This is a genomic window from Bacillus sp. FSL W8-0645 (assembly GCF_038007905.1).
GTDB lineage: Bacteria > Bacillota > Bacilli > Bacillales > Bacillaceae > Bacillus > Bacillus pumilus.
Genome location: NZ_JBBOYC010000001.1, coordinates 1,952,193 through 1,973,586 on the forward strand (window position 1 = coordinate 1,952,193; position 21,394 = coordinate 1,973,586).

21 protein-coding genes are annotated in these 21,394 nt (G+C 41.4%); 5 read left to right on the forward strand and 16 right to left on the reverse strand.

What is annotated here, in order from left to right; all coding sequences use genetic code 11:
- Nucleotides 1-34: 34 nt before the first annotated feature.
- Nucleotides 35-1,372 carry a xylose isomerase gene (gene xylA / locus NST39_RS09730; protein WP_065098173.1) on the reverse strand — a complete coding sequence of 446 codons (1,338 nt, stop codon included), beginning with the start codon at nt 1,370-1,372 and terminating at the stop codon, nt 35-37.
- A gap of 213 nt (nt 1,373-1,585) precedes the next feature.
- Here xylA and xylR point away from each other — a divergent pair, with 213 nt between their 5' ends.
- Nucleotides 1,586-2,746 carry a transcriptional repressor XylR gene (gene xylR / locus NST39_RS09735; protein ID WP_065098174.1) on the forward strand — a complete coding sequence of 387 codons (1,161 nt, stop codon included), beginning with the start codon at nt 1,586-1,588 and terminating at the stop codon, nt 2,744-2,746.
- A 44-nt stretch (nt 2,747-2,790) separates the two neighbouring features.
- Here xylR and NST39_RS09740 read toward each other — a convergent pair whose 3' ends face one another.
- The 3 genes from NST39_RS09740 to csaA form a co-directional block, all read right to left on the reverse strand.
- Nucleotides 2,791-4,398: a glycoside hydrolase family 43 protein gene (locus NST39_RS09740; protein ID WP_341028125.1), complete on the reverse strand. Its 1,608-nt coding sequence runs from the start codon at nt 4,396-4,398 to the stop codon at nt 2,791-2,793.
- A gap of 23 nt (nt 4,399-4,421) precedes the next feature.
- Nucleotides 4,422-5,813, reverse strand: a complete 1,392-nt coding sequence (locus NST39_RS09745) for an MFS transporter (RefSeq protein ID WP_065098176.1) — start codon at nt 5,811-5,813, stop codon at nt 4,422-4,424.
- 513 nt (nt 5,814-6,326) lie between these two features.
- Nucleotides 6,327-6,659 carry a chaperone CsaA gene (gene csaA / locus NST39_RS09750; protein ID WP_003215734.1) on the reverse strand — a complete coding sequence of 111 codons (333 nt, stop codon included), beginning with the start codon at nt 6,657-6,659 and terminating at the stop codon, nt 6,327-6,329.
- A 231-nt stretch (nt 6,660-6,890) separates the two neighbouring features.
- Here csaA and NST39_RS09755 point away from each other — a divergent pair, with 231 nt between their 5' ends.
- Complete coding sequence (locus NST39_RS09755; RefSeq protein WP_003216048.1) at nt 6,891-7,370, forward strand: site-2 protease family protein; 480 nt, start codon at nt 6,891-6,893, stop codon at nt 7,368-7,370.
- On the opposite strand, the gene NST39_RS09760 is transcribed toward NST39_RS09755, so the two are convergent.
- From NST39_RS09760 to NST39_RS09790, 7 genes are all read right to left on the reverse strand, one after another.
- Nucleotides 7,360-8,991: a YndJ family protein gene (locus NST39_RS09760; protein ID WP_341028127.1), complete on the reverse strand. Its 1,632-nt coding sequence runs from the start codon at nt 8,989-8,991 to the stop codon at nt 7,360-7,362. The two genes, NST39_RS09755 and NST39_RS09760, sit on opposite strands and share 11 nt — an antisense overlap.
- Nucleotides 8,984-9,589 (reverse strand): DUF4166 domain-containing protein, encoded by a 606-nt coding sequence (locus NST39_RS09765; RefSeq protein WP_268508621.1) that lies wholly within the window; start codon nt 9,587-9,589, stop codon nt 8,984-8,986. The genes NST39_RS09760 and NST39_RS09765 overlap by 8 nt, the downstream gene beginning before the upstream one ends.
- On the reverse strand, nt 9,552-10,433 hold the full coding sequence (locus NST39_RS09770) for a hypothetical protein (RefSeq protein ID WP_341028128.1): 882 nt from the start codon (nt 10,431-10,433) through the stop codon (nt 9,552-9,554). The genes NST39_RS09765 and NST39_RS09770 overlap by 38 nt, the downstream gene beginning before the upstream one ends.
- Nucleotides 10,434-10,787: 354 nt before the next feature.
- Nucleotides 10,788-11,360: a TetR/AcrR family transcriptional regulator gene (locus NST39_RS09775; RefSeq protein WP_341028129.1), complete on the reverse strand. Its 573-nt coding sequence runs from the start codon at nt 11,358-11,360 to the stop codon at nt 10,788-10,790.
- Nucleotides 11,361-11,363: 3 nt separating this feature from the next.
- On the reverse strand, nt 11,364-12,083 hold the full coding sequence (locus tag NST39_RS09780; protein ID WP_341028131.1) for an MBL fold metallo-hydrolase: 720 nt from the start codon (nt 12,081-12,083) through the stop codon (nt 11,364-11,366).
- 37 nt (nt 12,084-12,120) lie between these two features.
- Nucleotides 12,121-12,594, reverse strand: a complete 474-nt coding sequence (locus NST39_RS09785) for a GyrI-like domain-containing protein (RefSeq protein ID WP_050943935.1) — start codon at nt 12,592-12,594, stop codon at nt 12,121-12,123.
- 54 nt (nt 12,595-12,648) lie between these two features.
- Complete coding sequence (locus NST39_RS09790; RefSeq protein WP_341028133.1) at nt 12,649-13,581, reverse strand: helix-turn-helix transcriptional regulator; 933 nt, start codon at nt 13,579-13,581, stop codon at nt 12,649-12,651.
- Between the two features lie 118 nt (nt 13,582-13,699).
- Here NST39_RS09790 and NST39_RS09795 point away from each other — a divergent pair, with 118 nt between their 5' ends.
- Nucleotides 13,700-14,224: a mother cell-specific membrane sporulation protein gene (locus tag NST39_RS09795; RefSeq protein ID WP_111912793.1), complete on the forward strand. Its 525-nt coding sequence runs from the start codon at nt 13,700-13,702 to the stop codon at nt 14,222-14,224.
- 34 nt (nt 14,225-14,258) lie between these two features.
- Here the strand turns inward: NST39_RS09795 and czrA are convergent, their stop codons facing one another.
- Complete coding sequence (gene czrA, locus NST39_RS09800; protein WP_007500691.1) at nt 14,259-14,588, reverse strand: Zn(II)-responsive metalloregulatory transcriptional repressor CzrA; 330 nt, start codon at nt 14,586-14,588, stop codon at nt 14,259-14,261.
- Between the two features lie 186 nt (nt 14,589-14,774).
- Between czrA and NST39_RS09805 the strand changes: the two genes are divergently transcribed.
- Together NST39_RS09805 and NST39_RS09810 are read left to right on the forward strand one after the other, a co-directional pair.
- Nucleotides 14,775-16,100 (forward strand): APC family permease, encoded by a 1,326-nt coding sequence (locus NST39_RS09805; protein ID WP_044141292.1) that lies wholly within the window; start codon nt 14,775-14,777, stop codon nt 16,098-16,100.
- 97 nt (nt 16,101-16,197) lie between these two features.
- Complete coding sequence (locus NST39_RS09810; protein WP_044141293.1) at nt 16,198-16,860, forward strand: lysozyme family protein; 663 nt, start codon at nt 16,198-16,200, stop codon at nt 16,858-16,860.
- Nucleotides 16,861-17,094: 234 nt separating this feature from the next.
- Here the strand turns inward: NST39_RS09810 and prpB are convergent, their stop codons facing one another.
- From prpB to NST39_RS09830, 4 genes are all read right to left on the reverse strand, one after another.
- Nucleotides 17,095-18,012, reverse strand: coding sequence for a methylisocitrate lyase (gene prpB / locus NST39_RS09815; protein WP_185108868.1), 918 nt, complete (start codon nt 18,010-18,012; stop codon nt 17,095-17,097).
- A gap of 12 nt (nt 18,013-18,024) precedes the next feature.
- The gene (locus tag NST39_RS09820) at nt 18,025-19,461 is read right to left on the reverse strand and encodes a bifunctional 2-methylcitrate dehydratase/aconitate hydratase (RefSeq protein ID WP_044141295.1); all 1,437 of its coding nucleotides are present in this window, start codon (nt 19,459-19,461) and stop codon (nt 18,025-18,027) included.
- Nucleotides 19,462-19,463: 2 nt separating this feature from the next.
- Nucleotides 19,464-20,606 carry a citrate synthase gene (gene mmgD / locus NST39_RS09825; RefSeq protein WP_340911166.1) on the reverse strand — a complete coding sequence of 381 codons (1,143 nt, stop codon included), beginning with the start codon at nt 20,604-20,606 and terminating at the stop codon, nt 19,464-19,466.
- 168 nt (nt 20,607-20,774) lie between these two features.
- A complete protein-coding gene (locus NST39_RS09830; RefSeq protein WP_044141297.1) occupies nt 20,775-21,314 on the reverse strand; it encodes a DUF420 domain-containing protein in 540 nt (179 codons plus the stop codon).
- Nucleotides 21,315-21,394 lie beyond the last annotated feature (80 nt).

Below are 21,394 nucleotides of genomic sequence, written 5' to 3' on the forward strand. Positions count from 1 at the left end.
TCTTCACTCCTTCAAAACAGGTCCGCTTCTTCAATCAATCTTCTAACAAGTATTGATTTAACCGGGCTTTCAACTGTTCCTCTCTTCCCGATTCGTTTCTGATTAAAGGGTGTTTGAGCGCATACTCTTCTAATGTATGAAAGTTTGCCTTTCCTTCTGAAATGTCACGGCCAATCCCTTCAGAAAAACTGCGATACCGGTGCTTGATCACATCTTCAAACACACGATCTTCTATGAGTCTATGAGCGACCCGCAGTCCCTTTGCGAATGCATCCATACCCGCAATATGGGCATACAAAATATCTTCAAGCTCAAAAGAAGCTCTTCTCACTTTTGCATCAAAATTGAGACCGCCAGTTCCTAGTCCGCCATTTTGCAAAATTTCATACATGGCAAGAGTTGTGGCATATAAATCGGTTGGAAATTCATCCGTGTCCCAGCCAAGCAGCGTATTCCCTTGGTTCGCATCTACAGAACCGAGCAATCCATGTATTCTTGAGACGCGTAATTCATGCTCAAACGTATGACCAGCAAGCGTCGCATGATTGGCCTCGATATTCAATTTAAAATGTGAATCTAGTCCATATTGCTTTAAAAAGGCAATAGATGTCGCTGCATCTGCATCGTATTGATGAGTGGTTGGCTCCTTTGGCTTAGGCTCAATTAAAAATTGGCCAGTGTATCCAATCTCCTTCGCATAATCAACAGCCATATGCAAGAATGACGCCATGTGGTCAAGCTCTCTTTTCATATCAGTATTCAGCAGAGTATCGTATCCTTCTCGTCCTCCCCAGAAAACGTAATTTTCTGCGCCAAGTTCTTTAGCTGTTTCGATGCCTTTTTTCACCTGTGCGGCTGCATAAGCAAAGACATCTGCATGACAAGATGTCGCTGCGCCGTGTACAAACCTAGGATGCTTAAACATATTGGCCGTATTCCACAGCAGCTTGACTCCGCTATCACGCATGTATTCTTTCATTCTTTCTAAAATGATGTCTAATTGCTGATTCGTCTCTTGAAGCGTATCTCCCTCCGGTGCAATGTCACGGTCATGGAAGGAAAAATACGGAACATCCAATAGATCAAACAGTTGAAAGGCTATTTCCAATCTAGCTTTTGCTAAATCCATCCCACTATAGGAGTCCCAGGCCCTCTGCATCGTACCAGTTCCAAACATGTCTGTTCCATCAGCAGTCAATGTATGCCAATAAGCGACTGAGAAGCGCAAATGATCTTTCATAGTTTTTCCGCCAATCACTTCGCTTGGATCATAGTGTTTAAAAGCGAGTGGGTTTTTTGATTGTTTTCCTTCAAATTGTATTTTTCCGATTCCTTCTAAGCTGTGTAACGTTTTCATATTTGAGTTGGCCATCTTTCATTCCTCCTATGAATATCTTTGTAAGTTGATCCAACAAACTAATGTTCAATTGATGATCAATTCACTTTGAATTTTCCACATTTTTTAGTTTTTTAGAAATATTTTCGTTATAATAAAGTTAAAATCATCCTTCTTACAGATTACAGGCGAAGAAAAACAGCTTTTTTCTTCACTTAATCTAAAGACGAAACAAATGGAGTGGATAACATGGATATCGCTGATCAGAACTTTGTGAAAAAAATAAATCAAAAGCTATTATTAAAAGAAATTCTCCAGCATGCGCCAATTTCTAGAGCCAAATTATCTGAACGCACTGGGTTAAATAAATCGACTGTTTCCTCTCAAGTGAGTACATTAATGAAAGAGCAACTCGTCTATGAGATCGGCCAAGGTGAGTCTAGCGGCGGGAGAAGACCGGTTTTACTGATGTTTAATAAACGTGCTGGCTGCTCCATCGGGATTGATGTCGGCGTTGATTATGTCAATGGCATTTTAACCGACCTTGAAGGGTCCATCCTTCAAGAAGAGCAGATCAGGCTCCCATCAAGCGCTCCTGATGTGACCATACGCATATTAACTGAATTAATCCAGCAGTTGATGGCACAAATCCCCTCTTCCCCATATGGGCTCATAGGTATTGGCCTATGTATACCCGGGCTAGTGGATGCCGATCAACAAATCGTGTTTACGCCGCATTCTAAATGGAAAAATGTTGACCTAAAAACAACGCTCCAAGACGCATTCCAAGTACCCGTATTCATTGAAAATGAAGCAAATGCTGGTGCATATGGTGAAAAAATCTTTGGTGCCGCTAAACATTATGATCATTTGATCTATGCCAGCATCGGCACTGGCATTGGAATCGGGATCATTATCAATCATCATTTATACAGAGGTGCATACGGCTTTTCTGGTGAAATGGGACATATGACCATCGACTTTAATGGACCAACTTGCAGCTGCGGAAACCGTGGATGTTGGGAGCTGTATGCATCTGAGAAAGCCTTGTTTCAGTCCCTTCAAACAAATGATCAGCCCATCTCTCACCAAGATGTGGAACAGCTGGCAATGTTAAATGACATGAAAACGCTCAATGCCTTGCGCAACTTTGGTTTTTATCTTGGAGTCGGCCTCACAAACGTCCTGCATACCTTTAACCCGCAAGCGATTATTTTACGAAACAAAGTGATTGAAGCGCAGCCGACGGTTCTACGTGTGATTCAAGAGGAGGTATCCTCAAGGATAGACACTCTATTCAGTTCACATGTCGAGCTGCTTCCTTCGTCATTAGGACACAACGCACCGGTATTAGGGATGACATCTCTCGTCATTGAAGCTTTTCTGCAAGATGCCACCCTCTCACCGTGACAGATTCATAAATAAAAAAGACAGCTCTTACCGTGTTGTCTTTTTTATTTATCTGTTTCCTCATAACGGAAATAGTTGAAATCAGCAGGAAGACGCTCACCACTTGTATCCTGGCACTGCATGCCGACAAATGCCCCTGTAAAAAATCCTCCTCCTCGAATGAAGTCATCAGATAGATGGCTAGATTCAAATATCACATCAATTTCCTTCCAGTCTTTTTGATCAAAAGAATAAGAATAGGTATATGTTTCTTTCTGAACGGTCACTTTTAAATACACATAGGTGACCTCCTCTGGAATGACGATTTTTTGTGTCAATGGCTGAGAAAAGGAAAGGTTTTGACATGCAGATAATTCAAGAATGCGTCCAAGTTCCTCGTCATATGTCACCTGAAGCGCTGTCCAATTTTCCGTATTGTAATAATTCACAAGACCAGCGGCTTGCTGAAAATTCTTTGGAAAGAACAACACAGCTGTCTCTGCTTCAAAATAAAAGCTTTGCCAGCGCCTTGCAACGAAAGCTTGAGTAAACTTAGATGTTAGAGATTCCTGACCGTATAACCTTAAATGCTGAGGTTTTTCCGTTAATGAACCGATCTGTTCAGTAAAAGGAATTCTTAATGTTTGGAAGTGTCTATTTAACGTTGATTCTTTAAACTCATCGACTGTATGGTAGGTAGGAGCAAAAACCTTTTCGTTGATCGCTGGCGCTTCAACCTCCAGCGTTCCTTCTTTTCCGCCCACAACATACGGCCAGCCATCCTTCCATTCAAGCTTTTGAATCGCTGTTTCTCTTCCTAAAGGACACCACCCTCTCTGTTGAAAAATAGATTCCTTGCTTGATTGAATAGGGCGGCCAGTCAGATGGGCGAGATACCATTCATTTGTATGCGTTTGAACAATGGAAGCATGACCGCATTTTTGAAGCGGATGTTCAGGCGTGTGAAAAGCACTTAAAATTGGGTTATCAGGATGAACCTCATAAGGCCCTTCAATCTGCGGGGAACGGGCAATTGTTGCCGCATGCTCGTACCTGGTGCCTCCTTCTGCTGTTAATAAATAATAGTAATCACCGATGTGATAAAGATGCGGTGCTTCTGTCAATTTAATCGGTGTGCCTTTAAAAATGACCTTCCGCTGACCAATGAGTTTCTTTTCCGTCACGCTATATTCCTGCAGAGCAATACCCGCAAAGGAATGGTGCTTTTCCCTATGATCCCACAGCATATTTAAGACGTATTTCTTCCCGCTTTGGTCATGAAATAAAGAGGGATCAAAGCCAGAGCTATTAAGCTTAACCGGTTCACTCCAATCACCGTCAACTTCACTTGCCGTAACCAAATAATTATGACCATCTTTAAATGGACCATCCACTACTTTAATATCTGAATAAATGAGCCAAAACTGACCATCTGCATAGCTTAGGCACGGTGCCCATACTCCGCCAGAATCAGGATTCCCTTTCATGTCCAGCTGCGACGTTTTTTGCAAAGGACGCGCAGCAAGCCGCCAATGGACGAGATCCTTCGAATGATAAATTTGCACCCCTGGAAACCATTCAAATGTAGAGACCGCCATGTAATAATCTTCTCCTACACGGCAAATACTTGGATCTGGGTTAAATCCTTTGAGTACTGGATTGGTAATTTTCATTCAACTTCCTCCTCTTTCACGACCTACATTTTAAAATCGTCCATATGATCGATATATACTTGATCCCTATTCTCAAGCTCCCTCACGACTTTTTGGTGCTCTTCTTCATCTAGGTTATAAAAATTAATATCAATCATCGCTAAAATCAGTAAGCATACAGGAATCACTGTTACCGTGATTAAAATGCCAAGCAATGCTTCTGGCGTCTGTATTTGGTTTGCAACATAGCCAAATCGATCGAGTACAAGCCCCGGAACAATTCCGCCTAATGCCATTCCAAATTTAAAGAAAAATCCAATGACTGCGTAGATCAGTCCGCCCATCCTTTTTCCAGTTTTATATTCGCCATATTCAACAGTCTCAGGAATGAGTGCCCACATGTAAGCACCGGCTGTAATACTCCCAGCAGCAGCAACGAGCCTGAAAATCAGTATTAAAGTGATTTGACTCGGCGGTATCACAAGTAAGGCAAGAAGACCTACGATATTCAGCGATAAAGAATAATTCAGCAGCTTTTTCTTTCCTAACAGCTTGTGCAGCTTCGGAATAAACGGCAGCACCATTAAAGCTGGCAGACTGCCAATGAGTCCATACCATTTCACTAAATCTTCTCTGCCAAGGTTATACGTCACATAATAGATCCCAACAGAGTTGCTGATCGAGTTCACACCAAAAATAATAATAAAGAAAATGCTTAATACAACAAGCGGGCGATTCACTCGTAACTGGACAAAGATATCACTGAATTTAATCTTTTCCTCTGGCTTTTGAAGCGTGACACGTTCATTCGTGCTTTTAAAACAGAAAATCAGTAATGCGCCGCCAAGAACGCCGAGAAAAGCCATCGTCATCTGCCAGCCAAGTGCTGTATTTCCTGTCGTATCACTTAAAAAGGTCGCAAGAAAAGGTACAAAAAAAGCCACAACTAGACCGCCTAGATTGGCAAACACCATACGAACGGACGTAATACTGACAACTTCTTGGTTATTTCTTGTCATTGCAGAAGTTAAAGCACCATAAGGAACGTTGATGAATGTGTATGTAAGCGATAAACCAACATACGTGATGTAGGCATAAATGAGTTTACCCATTTCGGAAAAATCAGGTGTTGTAAAGCAAAGAATGGCAAGTACGACAAAAGGAAACGCACCGAATAACAAATAAGGTCTGAATCTACCAAAACGGCTGTTCGTCCGGTCCACCATTGCACCAATAAATGGATCTGCAAGCGCATCGATGGCGCGAACAACCAAAAACATCGTCCCTGCTGCTGCCGCTGATAAACCGTACACATCTGTATAGAAAAATAATAGATACGTAGAGACAGTTGCATAAATCAAATTACATGCGAAATCCCCTGAAGCATATCCCACTTTTTCAGACATACGAATCTTCTTTAAATTCTCACTAACCATGAGCTTTCTCCCTTCTTCACTTAGCCTCTTCTAACGAACAGATGACGGAGGGCAACAGCAATCAATACAGGGAATATAAAGCGCTTTCAATTTGTTATAAAAATGTAGCTGAACATCTCTTCCTTTCAGCTTAGCCCAAATGCGCAGCAAAACAGTCGAATGACAGAATCATCTCCTTCAATATAAGGATCAATACTTGAAATTCATCTTAGTTTATCGACCAAACAAACTAAGATGAATTCATTTTATAAAATCTGATCTGACTTTTCAATATATTTTGAAAAAATAATCCAAATAATCGATTTCTTGTCATTCGTCTTGTGAAAAGACAAGAAAATGTGAAAGAATTCATTTAAAGGTTGCATTCAAGCTCATCCCATGCTATATTAATCAAGCGATGAGCTGAATTGTGTAAGTCGGGTAACATGTCTCTTTGAGACACACACGAATGTGGCGTGTGGTTATTCCGCCTCAATACGCAAAAGACATCTTCTTAGGAAGATGTCTTTTTTCTTATCCTATTTTTGTTCCATTCTCAACCGGTTCATCTGTCGCTAACAACACCACGTCTTCTTTTGACGGCATGCCTCCTAAGACAAGCACTTCTGATTTGAACCCCGCAATTCTTCTTGGCGGGAAATTAACGACCGCTACGATTTGTTTGCCGGTAAGATTCTCCGCAGTATAACGCTTCGTCAACTGAGCACTAGATTGCTTTACACCGATTTCTTCACCAAAATCAATCTTGAGCTTCAACGCAGGTACTCTTGCCTCTGCAAAAAATTCTGCTTCTATGATCGTCCCAACACGAATGTCTAACGCCAAAAACTGTTCAATATCTGCCATCTGACTCTCTCCCCTTCGTAAAAGGTAACGTCATCTATTGATTATCCATTGTAGCACATTCATTTTGTCATAGAGGAGGTTCAAAAAGCCTATAAAGCGCTAAAATCTCCTTTATAGTTTACATAATAAATTTATTGTCGTGTATTAAATGTTTGCATCCTGAAAATGAATTCAGTAAAATGGCAAATAATCCTACTGTTTCCTCCCGAATATATTGGGGAGGGTTCACACTTGTTTACACTATCAGATATGTGGACGTTTTGCTGGTCGTTTTTTGTCATTCTTCCTATTGTTGCCATCCTGCATCAGCTTGGCCATATTGTGGTCGCGTGGATGTTTGGGGCAAAGGTTTCCTTTGCGCTTGGCAGAGGGAAAAAAGTGTTGAAAGTAGGCGTCGTTGAAATTAGAAGAATCTATTTTCTAGATGCATTTTGCCACTATGAAGAAATGAGGAAAAACAACCGATTGTCGCACATTCTTGTCTACTTAGGCGGTTCATTATGCAACCTGCTCAGTGTTCTCATACTGAATACAATGATCGCCAATGATTTCCTGCCAGAGCACCAATTTTTCTATCAATTTGCTTACTTCTCAGTCTACTATGTATTTTTTGCACTGCTGCCAGTCCAGTATGCAGATCATCATCCGAGTGATGGGCAAGCGATTGTGAACATCATTCGGCACGGTGAACCATGTGACATCATTGACTAACATGATGACTTTCACTGTCAATATGATAATGAATCGTTAAAAAAGGAATACTGAACAGCTTCATTTGATGTACCGCTGTGAGACTTTGATCCGTCTGCGGCTTCATATGAAAGCTTTCTTCCATTGGCAGTTTCATGGTGATAAAAGGCGTATGCAAATACAATCCTTCGTCACCGGTACTGCCTTTTGGACATGCGCTTTTTAATAGAAAATCTTCTTTCTCATTAAAAGGTTTTAAAATAGCTGTCAGCTGAGAATACGGAAGTGGCAGCGCAATATTCATATAACCCGCAGCTGCATCGTAATGAAGAGCATAAAGTGCAAAAAAGACTTGCTCTCCTTTTACATTGTGACGTATCCAAGCCCGAACATTTTCCCTTTCTTCCTTCGGATGTTGAAATCTAGTCAGACGTCCCTTCATCTCATATGGATGACGAGATAACCCCAAATATAGCTGACCTATTTTCTTAAACAGTGGCTGAAGTAAAAAGACGAACGGCCTTACCCACCAATGAAAGCTGACAGCTGCTTTTAATGTAAAAGCCATAGGGTCTTCATAAAATCTGCGAATCACAGGTGAGACCCTATCAGCTGAAAACGTCGTTCCATTTAATTCATCAAGCGAATCGACTAAACCCAGCTTCTCAGGGTTATGCACGCTTTCCTCTTGAAAAGAGATCATTTGAAACCGGCCATGCACTTTCGAAATCGGAAAGTTCTTCTGCTTTAATTGATCCTTCGGCCCTTCAATCAGCCAGCCAATCAAACCCGGCAAAATCACAAAAAAAGCATTGATACTGCCATGAAACCAAATCATCTGATCAATGCTGATGTAGGTCACACGCATCAGCATACCAGCGGAATAAAGAAGTGATAACACGATCGTCCCCATTAAAACTAAGCTAGAAAACACAACAAGTCCTTTTGCCAAAGTCGACCGAAATCTTGTTTTCATACAAAGGATGCCATATATGTAGAGGGCCATCACATAAAGAATGACGCTGAACGTATCAAATAGACGGGAAAAGCTAATCCCCACAGCAATCATCACAGGCGACAGCAAAATCACCCAGCCCGCCGCTTTGTATAAAGCTGTCTCTTTTGCTTGCTGCCTTCCTAATAATCCATAAAAAAACGGGATAAAAAAAGCCGAGTAATGAAAATGAATAGCGGTCAAAAGAACAATGATCGGCGAAAATGTCATCACCTGTATATCTGCTGTGTACAGCCAAAACCACAGACCGCCTAAAGCGAGATACATCCATGCGCCATCAATCATCAGCTCATGAAGCGGAAAGATTCCTCTTTTCAGCAAACGACAAAAGCCAAATAACGCCAATAACATTGTATATAAAAGCCATCCCGATGCAAACCAAGCAGAATGATAGATAAAAGCAGCGGTTACACAAAGAGCTGCTAGTGGAAAGGCTTTCATTAAAAAGTCGATCAGCCTCTCTGGCTTGTGTTTCTTCCCTTCTTTCTCAAAAAAGTGTAAGGCAGCGGGAAGAAAAAATAGAATTGCCATGAGAACAAAAAATTCTGCTACCCGGCCTGTCATGAAACGGGTGGCGATAAAACAAGACATGAAGATCAGACTGGATATCAAATGCCACTTATTCATCATGAGACACCCTTTCTGTAAAACGGCCTTTATATGTAAAAAGAGTACCAAACAGTCGATTTTTCACGTGGACATCAATGGTATATTCACCTGCATGCTCATCGTAGCCTTCCGTTACAGCTGACACACCATAAAGCCATGAAGGCAGCGGACATTCCTTGCCGAACATCAAAAACTTCTGCCGGCCGGATTGGATGTGCAAGAAACCATGCTTTGTTACTGTAAAATGAAGCTCTGACACAAGAAGTCTAGGCTTTCCAAAGTAGTCTAGTACTGTATGACTCTTCTGATCAATGATCATATCAGCATCAAAGTGCCGCTCCTTCTTTGGGAAATAAAACGTTCGATACCAGTGCATCCCTTCCTCCCCCTTATTTGTCACAAAAGGCTCGTTGACAATTTGGAAAGGAATATTTTTCCCTCTCTCGGGGAAAAAACAACGAAACAGTGGACCCATTCTGAAGATCAATCGAATGAGTCTTGAACCGCCGCCTATTTCCTCCATCGTACCTTCGGCAGTAAACGCGCGGTTGTATCTCTCTTTTAGTTTTGGATGCAGTTTATCGTAATCCTTTACTTGATGACGATGAACGACCATGTCTACCTCCCCTTTTTCGTTTGATAGAAAATACATCTACACAATCTTTTAGGTTGATCATACCTGCAATCGACAAAATGAAAAATGCACTCAACACAAGCGGCTCATGAAGCGTCGTTTGCGGGGATAGGATGCCTATACAAAGCATAATGAGAAGAAACAAACTTTGTAAAATGTAGAGATATTTCTTTGATAGTTTGGGAATTAGCCATGATACGCCTAAAAGCGCATAAAACAATCGAAAACTCGTGCTATGATCAAAAGCCGAATGTGAAAAAGGAATGACCGCTTGGCATAGCCAGACGATGGCAAACAGCAAACAAATCCCGTAATGAGCAAGTGTTCTCTCTAGTAATAACCGAGGATGCGTTCCCTTTTCAAGCCACGTCTTTAATGCACCAAAACTAAAGGCTGTCATAAACCCGATCATCGGGCGAAAAAGAATCCGGTCTGCCCATGTCCATCCTTTTCCTTCTTTCGTTTTGTAATCAAATTGAGTTTGAAACACAATGTGGTCGCTTGTTTTCATATACTTCCAGTAGCCGCTGCCTTCTTTGATAAAAGACAATGGGTGTGACGATTTGAAATGAAGTGAGGATGCCCGCTCATTCCGTTCATCCATCATTCTTGTTCGATAAGCTCCTGTCCCTGTGACACTTAAACCAAACCCAAGATGCTTTTCATACAAAAAGGATTGGGGCTGTTCATTTTGAGGTTCATTTAATGAAATGGTTGAAAAGCGCAAATCCCATTGTTCATGAAGCTTTGGATTTTGCGTATATTCCCATACTTTCTCTATCGGTGCATGAATGGTTGTTTCCACATAAACAGGCTTTCTTTTCATCTGCCTCTACTCCTCTATGTGAATTATTTCACATAACAAGCATACCATGTTTCACAAAACTGTCAAATCTTTATTGGTTTTCTGTCAAAGGAATTTGGTCTCCACATTGCCGTCCCCTTCATGATATCGGTTCACTACATAAAAAAGACCTGTCAATGAGACAGATCTTCCAGCGTGTAGACAAACCCTCGCATTCGGTGTCAGTCCTGCGTGCTGGTGCTCACGAATGTCAAATTCGCTCCGCGCCAGTACTCGTCCTTTCTAGACTGCAAAGGTTTTCTATCACGCAGAAAAGAAGACAAAGGGCTAAAATAAAAGTCATTTTAGCCCTTTGTCAACAATCTGAAAGACCTGTCAATGAGACAGATCTTCTTTTTGCTGTACGCCTGCGATATAAAGACGGACCGCATAACTCACACTATCTTCAAGCTGTTCTTTTCGTTGAAATCCCTTTTTATTTGAAATGTCTCCAAAGCCGTGCAGTAAGCTTCTGAGTCCTCTTACTACATGCGTCATTTCATCTTCTTTTACACCAAATCGTGACATGATGGATTGGACAAACTCAGTAAGGCGCTCGGCAGCAACACTCACTTCTTTTTCATTCATCTGTGAAAAGGCGGCTTCATAAAGACCTGGATGTTCACGGACAAATTGAACATATTGTCTTGCAAAGGCTAAAACGGCGACTTCTTTTTCTAGCCCTTCCGTTACTTGAATTCCTTTTTCACAAAGCATTGACAGCCCTCTGACTGAGAGAGCCGCCTGAATCTCATGAAGACCGGATACATGATTATAAAGGGAGGGTGGCCTGATGTTCAGCCGTTTAGACAATGTAGCAATTGTCAAAGCGGAAAAGCCCTCTTCATCAACAAATTCAGCAGCTGTATCCATGATTTTTTCTTGCGTGATACCCATTCTTGGAGACACGATTTACTGCCTCCCTTTCTTTAACTGATGTTGCCTTTTTGTAATAGCAGCTTGAAGCTTTGCATGAGGTTCCATGATAAGATCACCATGTCCTACTGCAAGACAAGATAAGGGAAGTGCCAGCAATTTTTCGGCACTTTTGAGTGCTGTTTCTGCATCCCAAGTGGCAAAAGCCGGGAACGGGAAGGTCAAGCGAAACTCACCCGTTACGAATAAACCGCCTTTTGTCACAAGTGCATCTCCTGCAATGACAACCCCTGACCTTTCATCGTATAAAGAAATGCTTCCAGGTGTATGTCCTGGTGTTGCGATGACTTTAAGTGACCCAATCTCGTCCCCTTCTTCGACAAGCACATCTGGTTTTGTGTGAATGTTTTTTGAAAAACTGCCTTTAATTTTTTGCTGAGGTTCACCAGGAAGCAAGGAAAAATCACCTTCAAAAAGGAGGGCATCGCGTTTTGATAAATAAACGACTGCCTCTGGAAAAGCCTTTTTCACTTCATCTAGTGCACCGATATGATCCATATGACTATGAGTGAGAATAATCTTATCGATTGGCTTGTCTTTTTTGTGCGCAAATTCAATGATCGAGCTTGCTGCCATTTTTAAAGCAGCATCAATTAATATCAGTCCATTTTCTTCCTCAAATACATAGCAATTTACCGGAAATAGACGCGGCATCAATGTGAGCTGGTGCAGGCGATCAAAAGTTGTCAATCTCATCATATGTCCTCCTAAAACTAATGTTGTTAGTTTTATATTAACTAATGATATTAGTTTTAGCAAGCATTTCTTCATCAACCGCAATATAAATATCAATTTGCGCTTCTTTTGGATCTATAGATCTTTCATCATACCATTCAAAGTCGCCTGTATATGTGCGGTAATGGCGCTCATCCCACGCCCAAATCTGCTGCCATGTCTCCAACACAACCTCTTCAATAGGTCCCTTTCTCGTTCGGAATTTTGCGTAGGTCGATGAAGGAACCTCTATGACATGTTCTACCTGCTGATCCACGAATTGCCCAGCAGTAAATAAATAAGAGCCATGCTCATCTTTTTCATAATCTGAATATAATCCTATGACGGGCGCTTGCCCTCCGTGAAGCTGCTGCGCAAAAAATTGTTGCCAGAGTGGAGCAATCTTCCGCTCTTTTGTTTGCTCCATTTCGTTTGTTGTTCGAACAGACAACCCTTTCATCCATTGTTTCTCTAATGTCACGATATCGTACATACATTCTCATCTCCTTTTTTTCTATCATATAAAAAGAAACCTGACAACATTGTGTCAAGTTTCTATTCGTTTGAGAAATTGTTTCAACTGAATGTCAAACGCTTCTTTGACATGCTTCGGGGAAAGAATGTCAACATCTGGACCTAAATGGAATAGGAAACTATTTAACCAATCATCAAGAGGTACGGTAATGGTGGCAAGGTAAGTGCCGTCTGAACAAACATTCAATTCGTTCTCATCTACCCATTCCTTCACTTTCCCCACTGATGCTTCCGTTAACCTGAGCGTGACAGAGCTGACCGACGGTTGTTCTTGCCAAGAATCATTCCAAGGCTTTTCTTCGTTTTTGATTCTTTTCGGTTGAAAATAACCTGAAATGATGACAAGACCCGTCATTCTAGTTAGCTTGAACAGACGAAAAGCTTTTTTTACACAACAGAACGCATACAAATACCAATGCCTCCCTTTTAAAACGAGCGTATAAGGCTCCACTTTGCGTGGAAGTGTTTCACCTTTCGCATTGCGGTAAGTAAACTGAATGTATTGGTGCGCTGACGCAGCTGTATGAATGAGCTGAAGCTTCTTTTCTGCCTGGCTGTCTTTTCCCCAGGAGCTTAAATCAATGAAGACATGATGCTGCTTTTCGTTTTCACACGTATGCGTGGGAATAAGCGATTTGATTTTTTTCAGTACATGTTCGCTTTCTTTAAAGGAATAGGCACTCGTCATGCTTTCGAGGGCTGTTAAAATGACCTCGATGTCATCATCAGTAAATAATTTTTTCTCTAAACGATAGTCCTCAACAAGTGAAATGCCCCCTCCTACTCCTTGCGTTGTCACAACAGGAATCCCAGCTTGATTGATGGTATCAATATCACGATAAATGGTTCTCACGCTCACTTCATGAAGTTCAGCAAGCTCTTTCGCTTGAACTTGCTTCTTGCTAATGAGCAGCATCACAATAGACAAAATGCGATCAATTTTCATGACTTTTCCTCTTTTTCATAAATGTAGGTTTTGATTTGATAAAAAAAGAAAGAATGGTAAAGATAAGTAACAGCCAGCATTCGTTTACATCCCTGCACGTGCAGGAGGAGGTTGCATCATGACACATAACGTGTGGCAGTTGTTCATGATTGGGATCATCATATTGATCTGCATGATCATTCGAATGAATCGAATGAGACGCTATCAGCTTGTACGCCCTATCAGGCTTTTGTTGAGAATGTATCTCTTTGGACTTTCTGCCCTTATTCTCCTATCAGAAGGATGGCAAAATCATAGTATCATCATCTATGCCGCTATTGGTATGCTTTTTGGAAGCAGCCTCGCTGTTCATGCCTATCAGACGATTCGCATGAAAGAAGAAAATGGCCGGCTGTATATGAAAACGAGTAAATGGATTGAAAGCTTCATTTTATGTTTGTTTTTATCTAGATTTGCCTTTAAATTGGTTGAACTGACAAAACATTCAATGACAAAGATCGATGTCATTGAATTGTATCAGCATATAGTGAGTGATGATGCCTTGACCATGCTCAGCTTTTTTCTGCTAGCTGCTTACTATATTGTTTTTTCTTATCACATGATGAAAGCAAATAAAAGATCAACTCATGTGCATCATGCATAAAAACCTTCCTATATGAAAGTAGGAAGGTTTTTTATCAATCGTGCTGTGCATGGTGAATCATCTGTTCAAGCACTTCCATCACATGCTGATCTTCAGGGCTGTAAAAAATCGAGGTCCCTGCTCGTCTAGATTTCACGAGACGAAGGTTTTTTAAAAAGCGCAGCTGATGAGAAACGGTTGATTGCATGAGATTCAGTGTTTCTGCTATATCATTTACCGAGTGTTCACCTTGAGACAGCAGGTGCAGAATTCGAATACGTGTCGGATCAGATAAAGCTTTAAAGGTTTGGGAGACAAGAAATAGACTTTCTTCATCCAGCTCCATCCTTTCCTGTTCTTGATTTGTATTCAGTTCTTCCTTCATTTTTCTTCACCTTTCTTGTCCGTCAAATCACGACTTATTCTATGTATCATCATATACCAAAACGTCCGGCGTGCAAAGAGAGCACACTTTAGAAAAAAGATTTACTCAAATAGCATTGACACTTGGTAGCATTCTTTTTAAAATGAGCATTATTTATTCATTTTTTTAGAGGAGCTGATAGGCAAATTGACTGAAGAGCCAAGACTAAAACGCAGCCTGACTGTCTTTCCACTTGTTGTGATCGGGCTTGCTTATATGGATCCACTTGTCGTATTTGATTCATACGGCATTGTGGCTCAACTGACGAAAGGACACGTTGCTACAGCTTATATATTTACGTTACTTGCATTACTATTGACAGCGCTTAGCTATGGGAATATGGTGAAGGCTTTTCCAAAAGCAGGATCTGCTTATACATACGCGCAAAAAAGTATACATCCTCATGTTGGCTTTCTTGTAGGCTGGACACTTTTACTGGATTATTTATTTTTGCCTATGGTGAATTTTGCGATTGGAAGTGCTTATTTAACCGCAGCCTTTCCTGATGTACCTCATTACATTTGGATCATCATACTTGCTATCGCCATAACGACTGTCAATGTAATCGGTATCCGGCTTACAGCCAACATCACGGCACTATTTGTGACCTTTCAGGTCATTGTCGCCGTCACTTTTGTTGGGTTTATTATGTATGGGCTCACGCAAAATGCAGGCAGCGGAGAATTATTGTCCGCCCGGCCTTTTTATTCGGCGAGCTTAGATCCAGCGCTTATTTTTTCAGGAGCAACCATTTTATGTTTTTCGTTTCTAGGATTTGATGCGATTTCGACCCTTTCTGAGGAAACCATTAAGCCAAAAAAGACGATCCCACTTGCCATCTTTTTAACCGTCGCCATTGGAGGCGTACTGTTTACCTTGACGTCTTATTTTTTGCAGCAAGTATTTCCAAATTTTCAGCAGTTCAAGCATCCCGATGCGGCCTCACTTGAAATTGCGGAATTTGTGGGCGGTGCCTTTCTCCACTCGTTCTTTTTAGCTGGCACAATGGTCGCTGTTATCTCTTCTTCCTTATCGTCACATGCAAGTGCAGCAAGGCTATTATATGCAATGGGTAGAGATGAGTCGTTACCGAAGCGTTTCTTCGGATATATTCATCCGAGATTAAAAACCCCTGTTTTTAATATTTTATTAATTGGCGCTTTCTCCTTAACCGCAGTCGTTGGCGAACTTGAAGTCATTTATTCCTTTATCAGCTTCGGCGCGTTGATTGGATTCACATTAGTGAACTTATCTGTTTTTGCGTACTATTTCATTAGACAAAAACAAAGAGGTGTACTCAATACATTGAGATACGCAGTGATTCCTCTGTGCGGGACGGCCTTTTGTATATGGCTGTTAACGAGCATCAGTACAAATGCATTAATCATTGGTTTGCTTTGGCTAATTATCGGTTTTGTTTATTTCTGCTACAGACTGAAAACAAGACCCGAATTTACATTTGGGTACGATTGATTAAAAGGTTTTCACTTGGTATCTTGTGCAGGATATGGCATAATAAAAAGGCTGTACTTCCCTTTTAAAAGCGGGGCAAAACAGGGGTGAACTGACCTTGAAAAAGAAAAAAACAGGATGTTTTGCCATTTCAGGCTGCTTCACGATTTTTCTGTTTGTTTTCGTATTAGTAGCCATTGTCATGTCCTTTAATCAAAAGGAGTTAAAAAAGCTGCCGATTGATACGGAATCAATTGTTTTGTCGAGATTGGATGATTTCAAACCGCTTGTAGAAACAGAGTTAAGAGATCAAGATTTAGATCAATATACCGCGTTAATCCTCGGTATGATGTATCAAGAATCAAAAGGCAGAGGCGGAGATCCAATGCAGTCCTCTGAATCTCTTGGTTTGAAACGAAATGAAATCAATGACCCTCAGAAAAGCATTAGACAAGGAGTCCATCATTTTTCTACTATGTACAAGCATGGGAAGAAAAAAGGCGTTGATTTGGAAACCATTATCCAAAGCTATAATATGGGAATTGGCTATATTGATTTTGTTGCAAAAAACGGGGGAAAACATTCCGAGAAATTGGCAAAGCAATACTCTAAAAAGCAAGTGAAACGAAACCCAGAAGTCTATACGTGCGGAGGCAACAAAGATAACTTCCGCTACCCATATTGCTTCGGTGACTTCACATATGCTGAAAAAGTTAAAGAAAAAACGAAAACAGTTGAAGAAAAGATGAAATTGGCTTCGTCATCCTCACCATCATCGTAAAAAAAGCACTTCCTAAATGGAAGTGCTTAGATTGTTGACAAAGTGCTAAAATGATGTTTATTTTAGCACTTTGTCTTCTTTTCAGCGTGACTTGAAAACCTTTGAAGTCTAGGAAGGACGAGTACCGGAGCGGAGCGAATTTGACATTCGTGAGCACCGGAGCGCAGACCTGACAACGAATGCGAGGGTTTGTCTACATGCTGAAGCACTTCCTAAATGGAAGTGCTTTTCATTTTATCGCTGTTCTTTTCCGATTTCCGGCAGGATCGTTTTCGCCAAATGCTGATCCATTTCCTCATATTCATCATAATGAATCGTTTCATACAGCTCTTGTCTCGTTTGCATGTCCTTTAGCATTCCTTGCTGCGTCCCCTTCTCCATGATTTCTGTAAATAAACGCTCATACGCTTTTGCAGCGACTCTGAGTGATGACACAGGGTAAATGACCATTTGAAAGCCAAATACAGAAAATTCGTCTGCATGATAATAAGGCGTCTTACCAAACTCCGTCATATTTGCAAGAAGCGGTCCTTTAATATTGTTTGACGCATGCGTGAAGTCCTCTGCTGTGATGAGTGCCTCAGGAAAAATAGCGTCAGCTCCTGCTTCTACGTAAAGATTGGCCCTGCGGATGACATCCTCCATCCCATTTACGGACCTTGCATCGGTTCTCGCAATCACCAAAAGCGTTGGTGCCGCTTGTTTGATGGCTTTGATTTTTGCGACCATTTCTTCTACTGGAACGAGCGATTTTCCGTTTAAATGTCCGCATTTTTTTGGCATTTGCTGATCTTCAATTTGAACAGCTGCCACCTTACTTTCTACCATTTCCTTTGCCGCCCTTGCAGCATTCAATACACCGCCATAGCCAGTATCCATATCGACCAAAAGCGGCAGCTGAGAAGCTCGAATGATTTCCTTCGCTTTTTCAGCCATTTCCGTTGAATGGATCATGCCGAGATCAGGCAATCCTTTGCTGGCACAAAAAGCGGCTCCGGATAAATAGAGCCCTTGGAAGCCCATTTTTTTTGCATAGAGCGCAGACATTCCATCGTGAACGCCTGGAATTTGAAATAAAGCTGATTTGTGCATTTGTTCTTGAAAGGCTGAGGCTAATTCTGCTTGACTTGATTCATCATTCACGATCCACACACTAGTTCCCCCTTATATGACGAATAGGTCCATAAATGCTGGTACGGTTGTTGTTTTTAATTGATTTGGATTTTGACAGAGTGAAACAATTTGATCCACTTGTTTTTGTGGAAATCTCGTCTTCAAATGATAGAGCCATTTCTTTTCAAGCAGAGGAATCCCTTCCTGCCTTCTTCTGCGATGACCAAGTGGATATTCAATTTCGATTCGGTCTGTCATCGTCCCGTCTTTAAAGAAGATCTGCACACTGTTTGCAATGGATCTCTTTTTCGGATCTAAATAATCCGCTGTATATTGTTTATCTTCTTTGATGACCATTTGATCCCGGAGACGATCAATGACCGGATTTTGCGCTGTTTCTTCTTCATAATGGTCAGCTGTGAGCTCACCATAGATCAATCCAATCGCAGTAATATATTGCAAGCAATGATCGCGGTCTGCTGGATTATACAGCGGTCCCTTCTTATCGATAATCCGAATCGCTGATTCATGTGTTGTAATCTCTACTCGGTCAATGTCATCTAATCGACCTTTTACAGCGTCATGCAGGATCATAGCAGCCTCTGCAGCCGTTTGGGCATGAAACTCAGCAGGATAAGCAATTTTGAAAAGCACATTTTCGATGACGTATGATCCTAGCGGCTGAGCAAGTGTGAGAGATTTCCCTTTCATCAGAACATCTTCAAAGCCCCACTTCTCTGCACTAAGCGGCGTTTGATAGCCCATTTCCCCTTTGAGTGTCATCATTGCGAGTCTCACCCCGCGGCTTGTTGCATCACCCGCTGCCCATGATTTCCTTGATCCTGTGTTCGGGGCATGACGGTATGTTCTAAGCGGTGAATTATCAACAAACGCTTGCGATAAAACATGCTGCACATCTTCCTTTGTTCCACCAAGCAATGCACATACAACAGCACTTGTTGCTACTTTGACAAATAGCACATGATCCAAGCCATTGCGATTCAGACAATTTTCTAAAGCCAGCACGCCTTGAATTTCATGTGCTTTGACGATCGCATGTAGTACGTCATTCATCGAAAGCGGCTCTTCTCCGTTTGCAAGCCGTGTTCTGCTGATGTAATCACTTACAGCTAATATTCCGCCTAAGTTATCTGACGGATGTCCCCACTCCTCTGCAAGCCACGTGTCATTATAATCTAACCAGCGAATCATACAGCCTATATCAAAAGCCGCTTGAACAGGATCTAGCACAAAGGAAGTACCTGGAACTCTTGCTCCATTAGGTACAACTGTTCCAGGTACAATCGGTCCAAGATGCTTCGTACATTCAGGAAAATTGAGCGCCAGCATTCCGCAGCCAAGTGTGTCTATGAGCACATAGCGTGCCGTTTCAATGGCTTCTTTACTCGTAATTTCCCCGTCTACTGCATAGGCTGCGATTTCTTCTAATAGCTGATCCGTTTGATTGGCGACTGCTGTTTTATTCATGTTCATTCCCCCATTTTTCCATCATCATCTGAAACTTTTAATCCTCTTGGCCCTAAATAACGGACTCTCGGTCTGAAAATGCGATTATGCAAATGCTGTTCAATGACATGAGCAGCTAATCCACTTGCCCTTGCAGCAAAGAAAATCGGTGTATAAAGTGAAATTGGAATCCCGAGCTCGTAATAAATAGGTGCGGCGTAATAATCAAGGTTCGGATAGAGGTTTTTCTTCTCTTTCATGTATGCCTCTCCTGCTACACACATGTCATAAAGCGCTGTATCTCCCTTTGATTCCGTAAGCGTTTTCAATGATCGTTTTAAAAGAGCGGCTCTTGGGTCCATTTTTCTCATGTATACCCTATGGCCAAAGCCCATCATTTTTTCCTTTGCTGCTAATTTCCGCTCAATCAGCGCAAGGAAGCCTTCCGTTGTTTTCCCTTCGAGAAGCATATGCATGACAGCTTCATTCGCTCCTCCGTGCAAGTCACCTTTTAATGAAGAAATTGCTCCAGTAAAAGCACCATACATATCAGAATGTGTGGATGCGATGACTCTAGCGGCAAACGTTGAATTAGGCAGCTCATGTTCACTATATAATGTGAGTGTTTGGTCAAAAGCGGTGATTTCGTCTTGGGTTGGCGTACGTCCTGTTAGCATGGTTAAAAAGGTTTCAGTGTAGGATTTGGTCTGATCTGGAGAAATAGCGGCGTCTTTTGTGAGAATATGATAGCTTCCAGCGACAATGGCCGGCAGCTGGCCGAGTAATCGAACAGCACGCTTTTGCTGGCATGCTTCTGATCGATCTTGTAATGCATCATCGTACCCACTAAGAGCAGATAGGCATGTTCTCATGGCATCCATCGGATGGGTGGTTTTTGGCAGCTTTGTTAAAATGGTTTGAATGGTTGGATGTAAGTTAGTTTGTGAGGAAATGTCTTGCTGAAATTGGTGATATTCCATCGCATCTGGCAATCTTCCATAAATAAGCAGATAGGCTGTTTCTAAATAGGTCTTTTTTTGTGCCAACTCGATGAGGTCATACCCGCGAATTACAATCTCTTCTTGCTGCACATCTAAGTATGAGATAGACGTTTCGCTTGCCACAATGTCTTCAAGCCCCGGTTTATACTGCAGTTGTTCAGTCATCATATAACCCCCGTTTCGTTCAATTGTTGTTCTCCAAACGAGCAAACGGCCAGAAATGATGTGAGTCTATAGATGGGAAGATACCGTGCAAGTCGGATACCCAATTCCCATTTTATCCAAAGCACTGCATCTTGTAAATAAAAGAACGTATGTCCAGTTGGACATACGTTAGCTGTAGTATGGAGAAATCATCATATACACAATGACGCCAGTGAGACTGACATAAAGCCATAGCGGCATTGTCCAGCGAGCAATTTTACGGTGACGCTCGACTTGCATCTGTGCACCTCTAAACAGCGTAATCAGGGCAAGCGGTACAATGACAGCTGATAAGACGATATGTGTGATTAAAATAAAGAAGTAAATTGGACGGATGATCCCTTCTCCTCCGAAATGGGTATCAGCTGCCATTGAGTGATAGGTCACATACGAAATTAAAAAGACAAGTGTCGTTGAAAATGCAGCAAAGATAAATCGTCGATGCGCTTTAATGTTCTTTTGTTTAATCATGATGAGTGCTGAAAGTAAAAAGATAAACGTAAAGCTGTTCATCACGGCATTAAGTAACGGCAAAAATGTAATATCCAGATGGCTAAATTTATCTGATTTTGGCATTAAAAATAATAAAGCGATTAATCCGTTGATGGCAATTGTTAAAATGATCACAACACCAGTGAAATTTTTCGGTTTCTGATTCTGTTCGTTCATGTTTGAAAACCTCTCTTTATTAGTTCCGACTAAGAGTATGTTATTTAAATTTCTCTATAAAGTCAATGAATTCGCTGTCT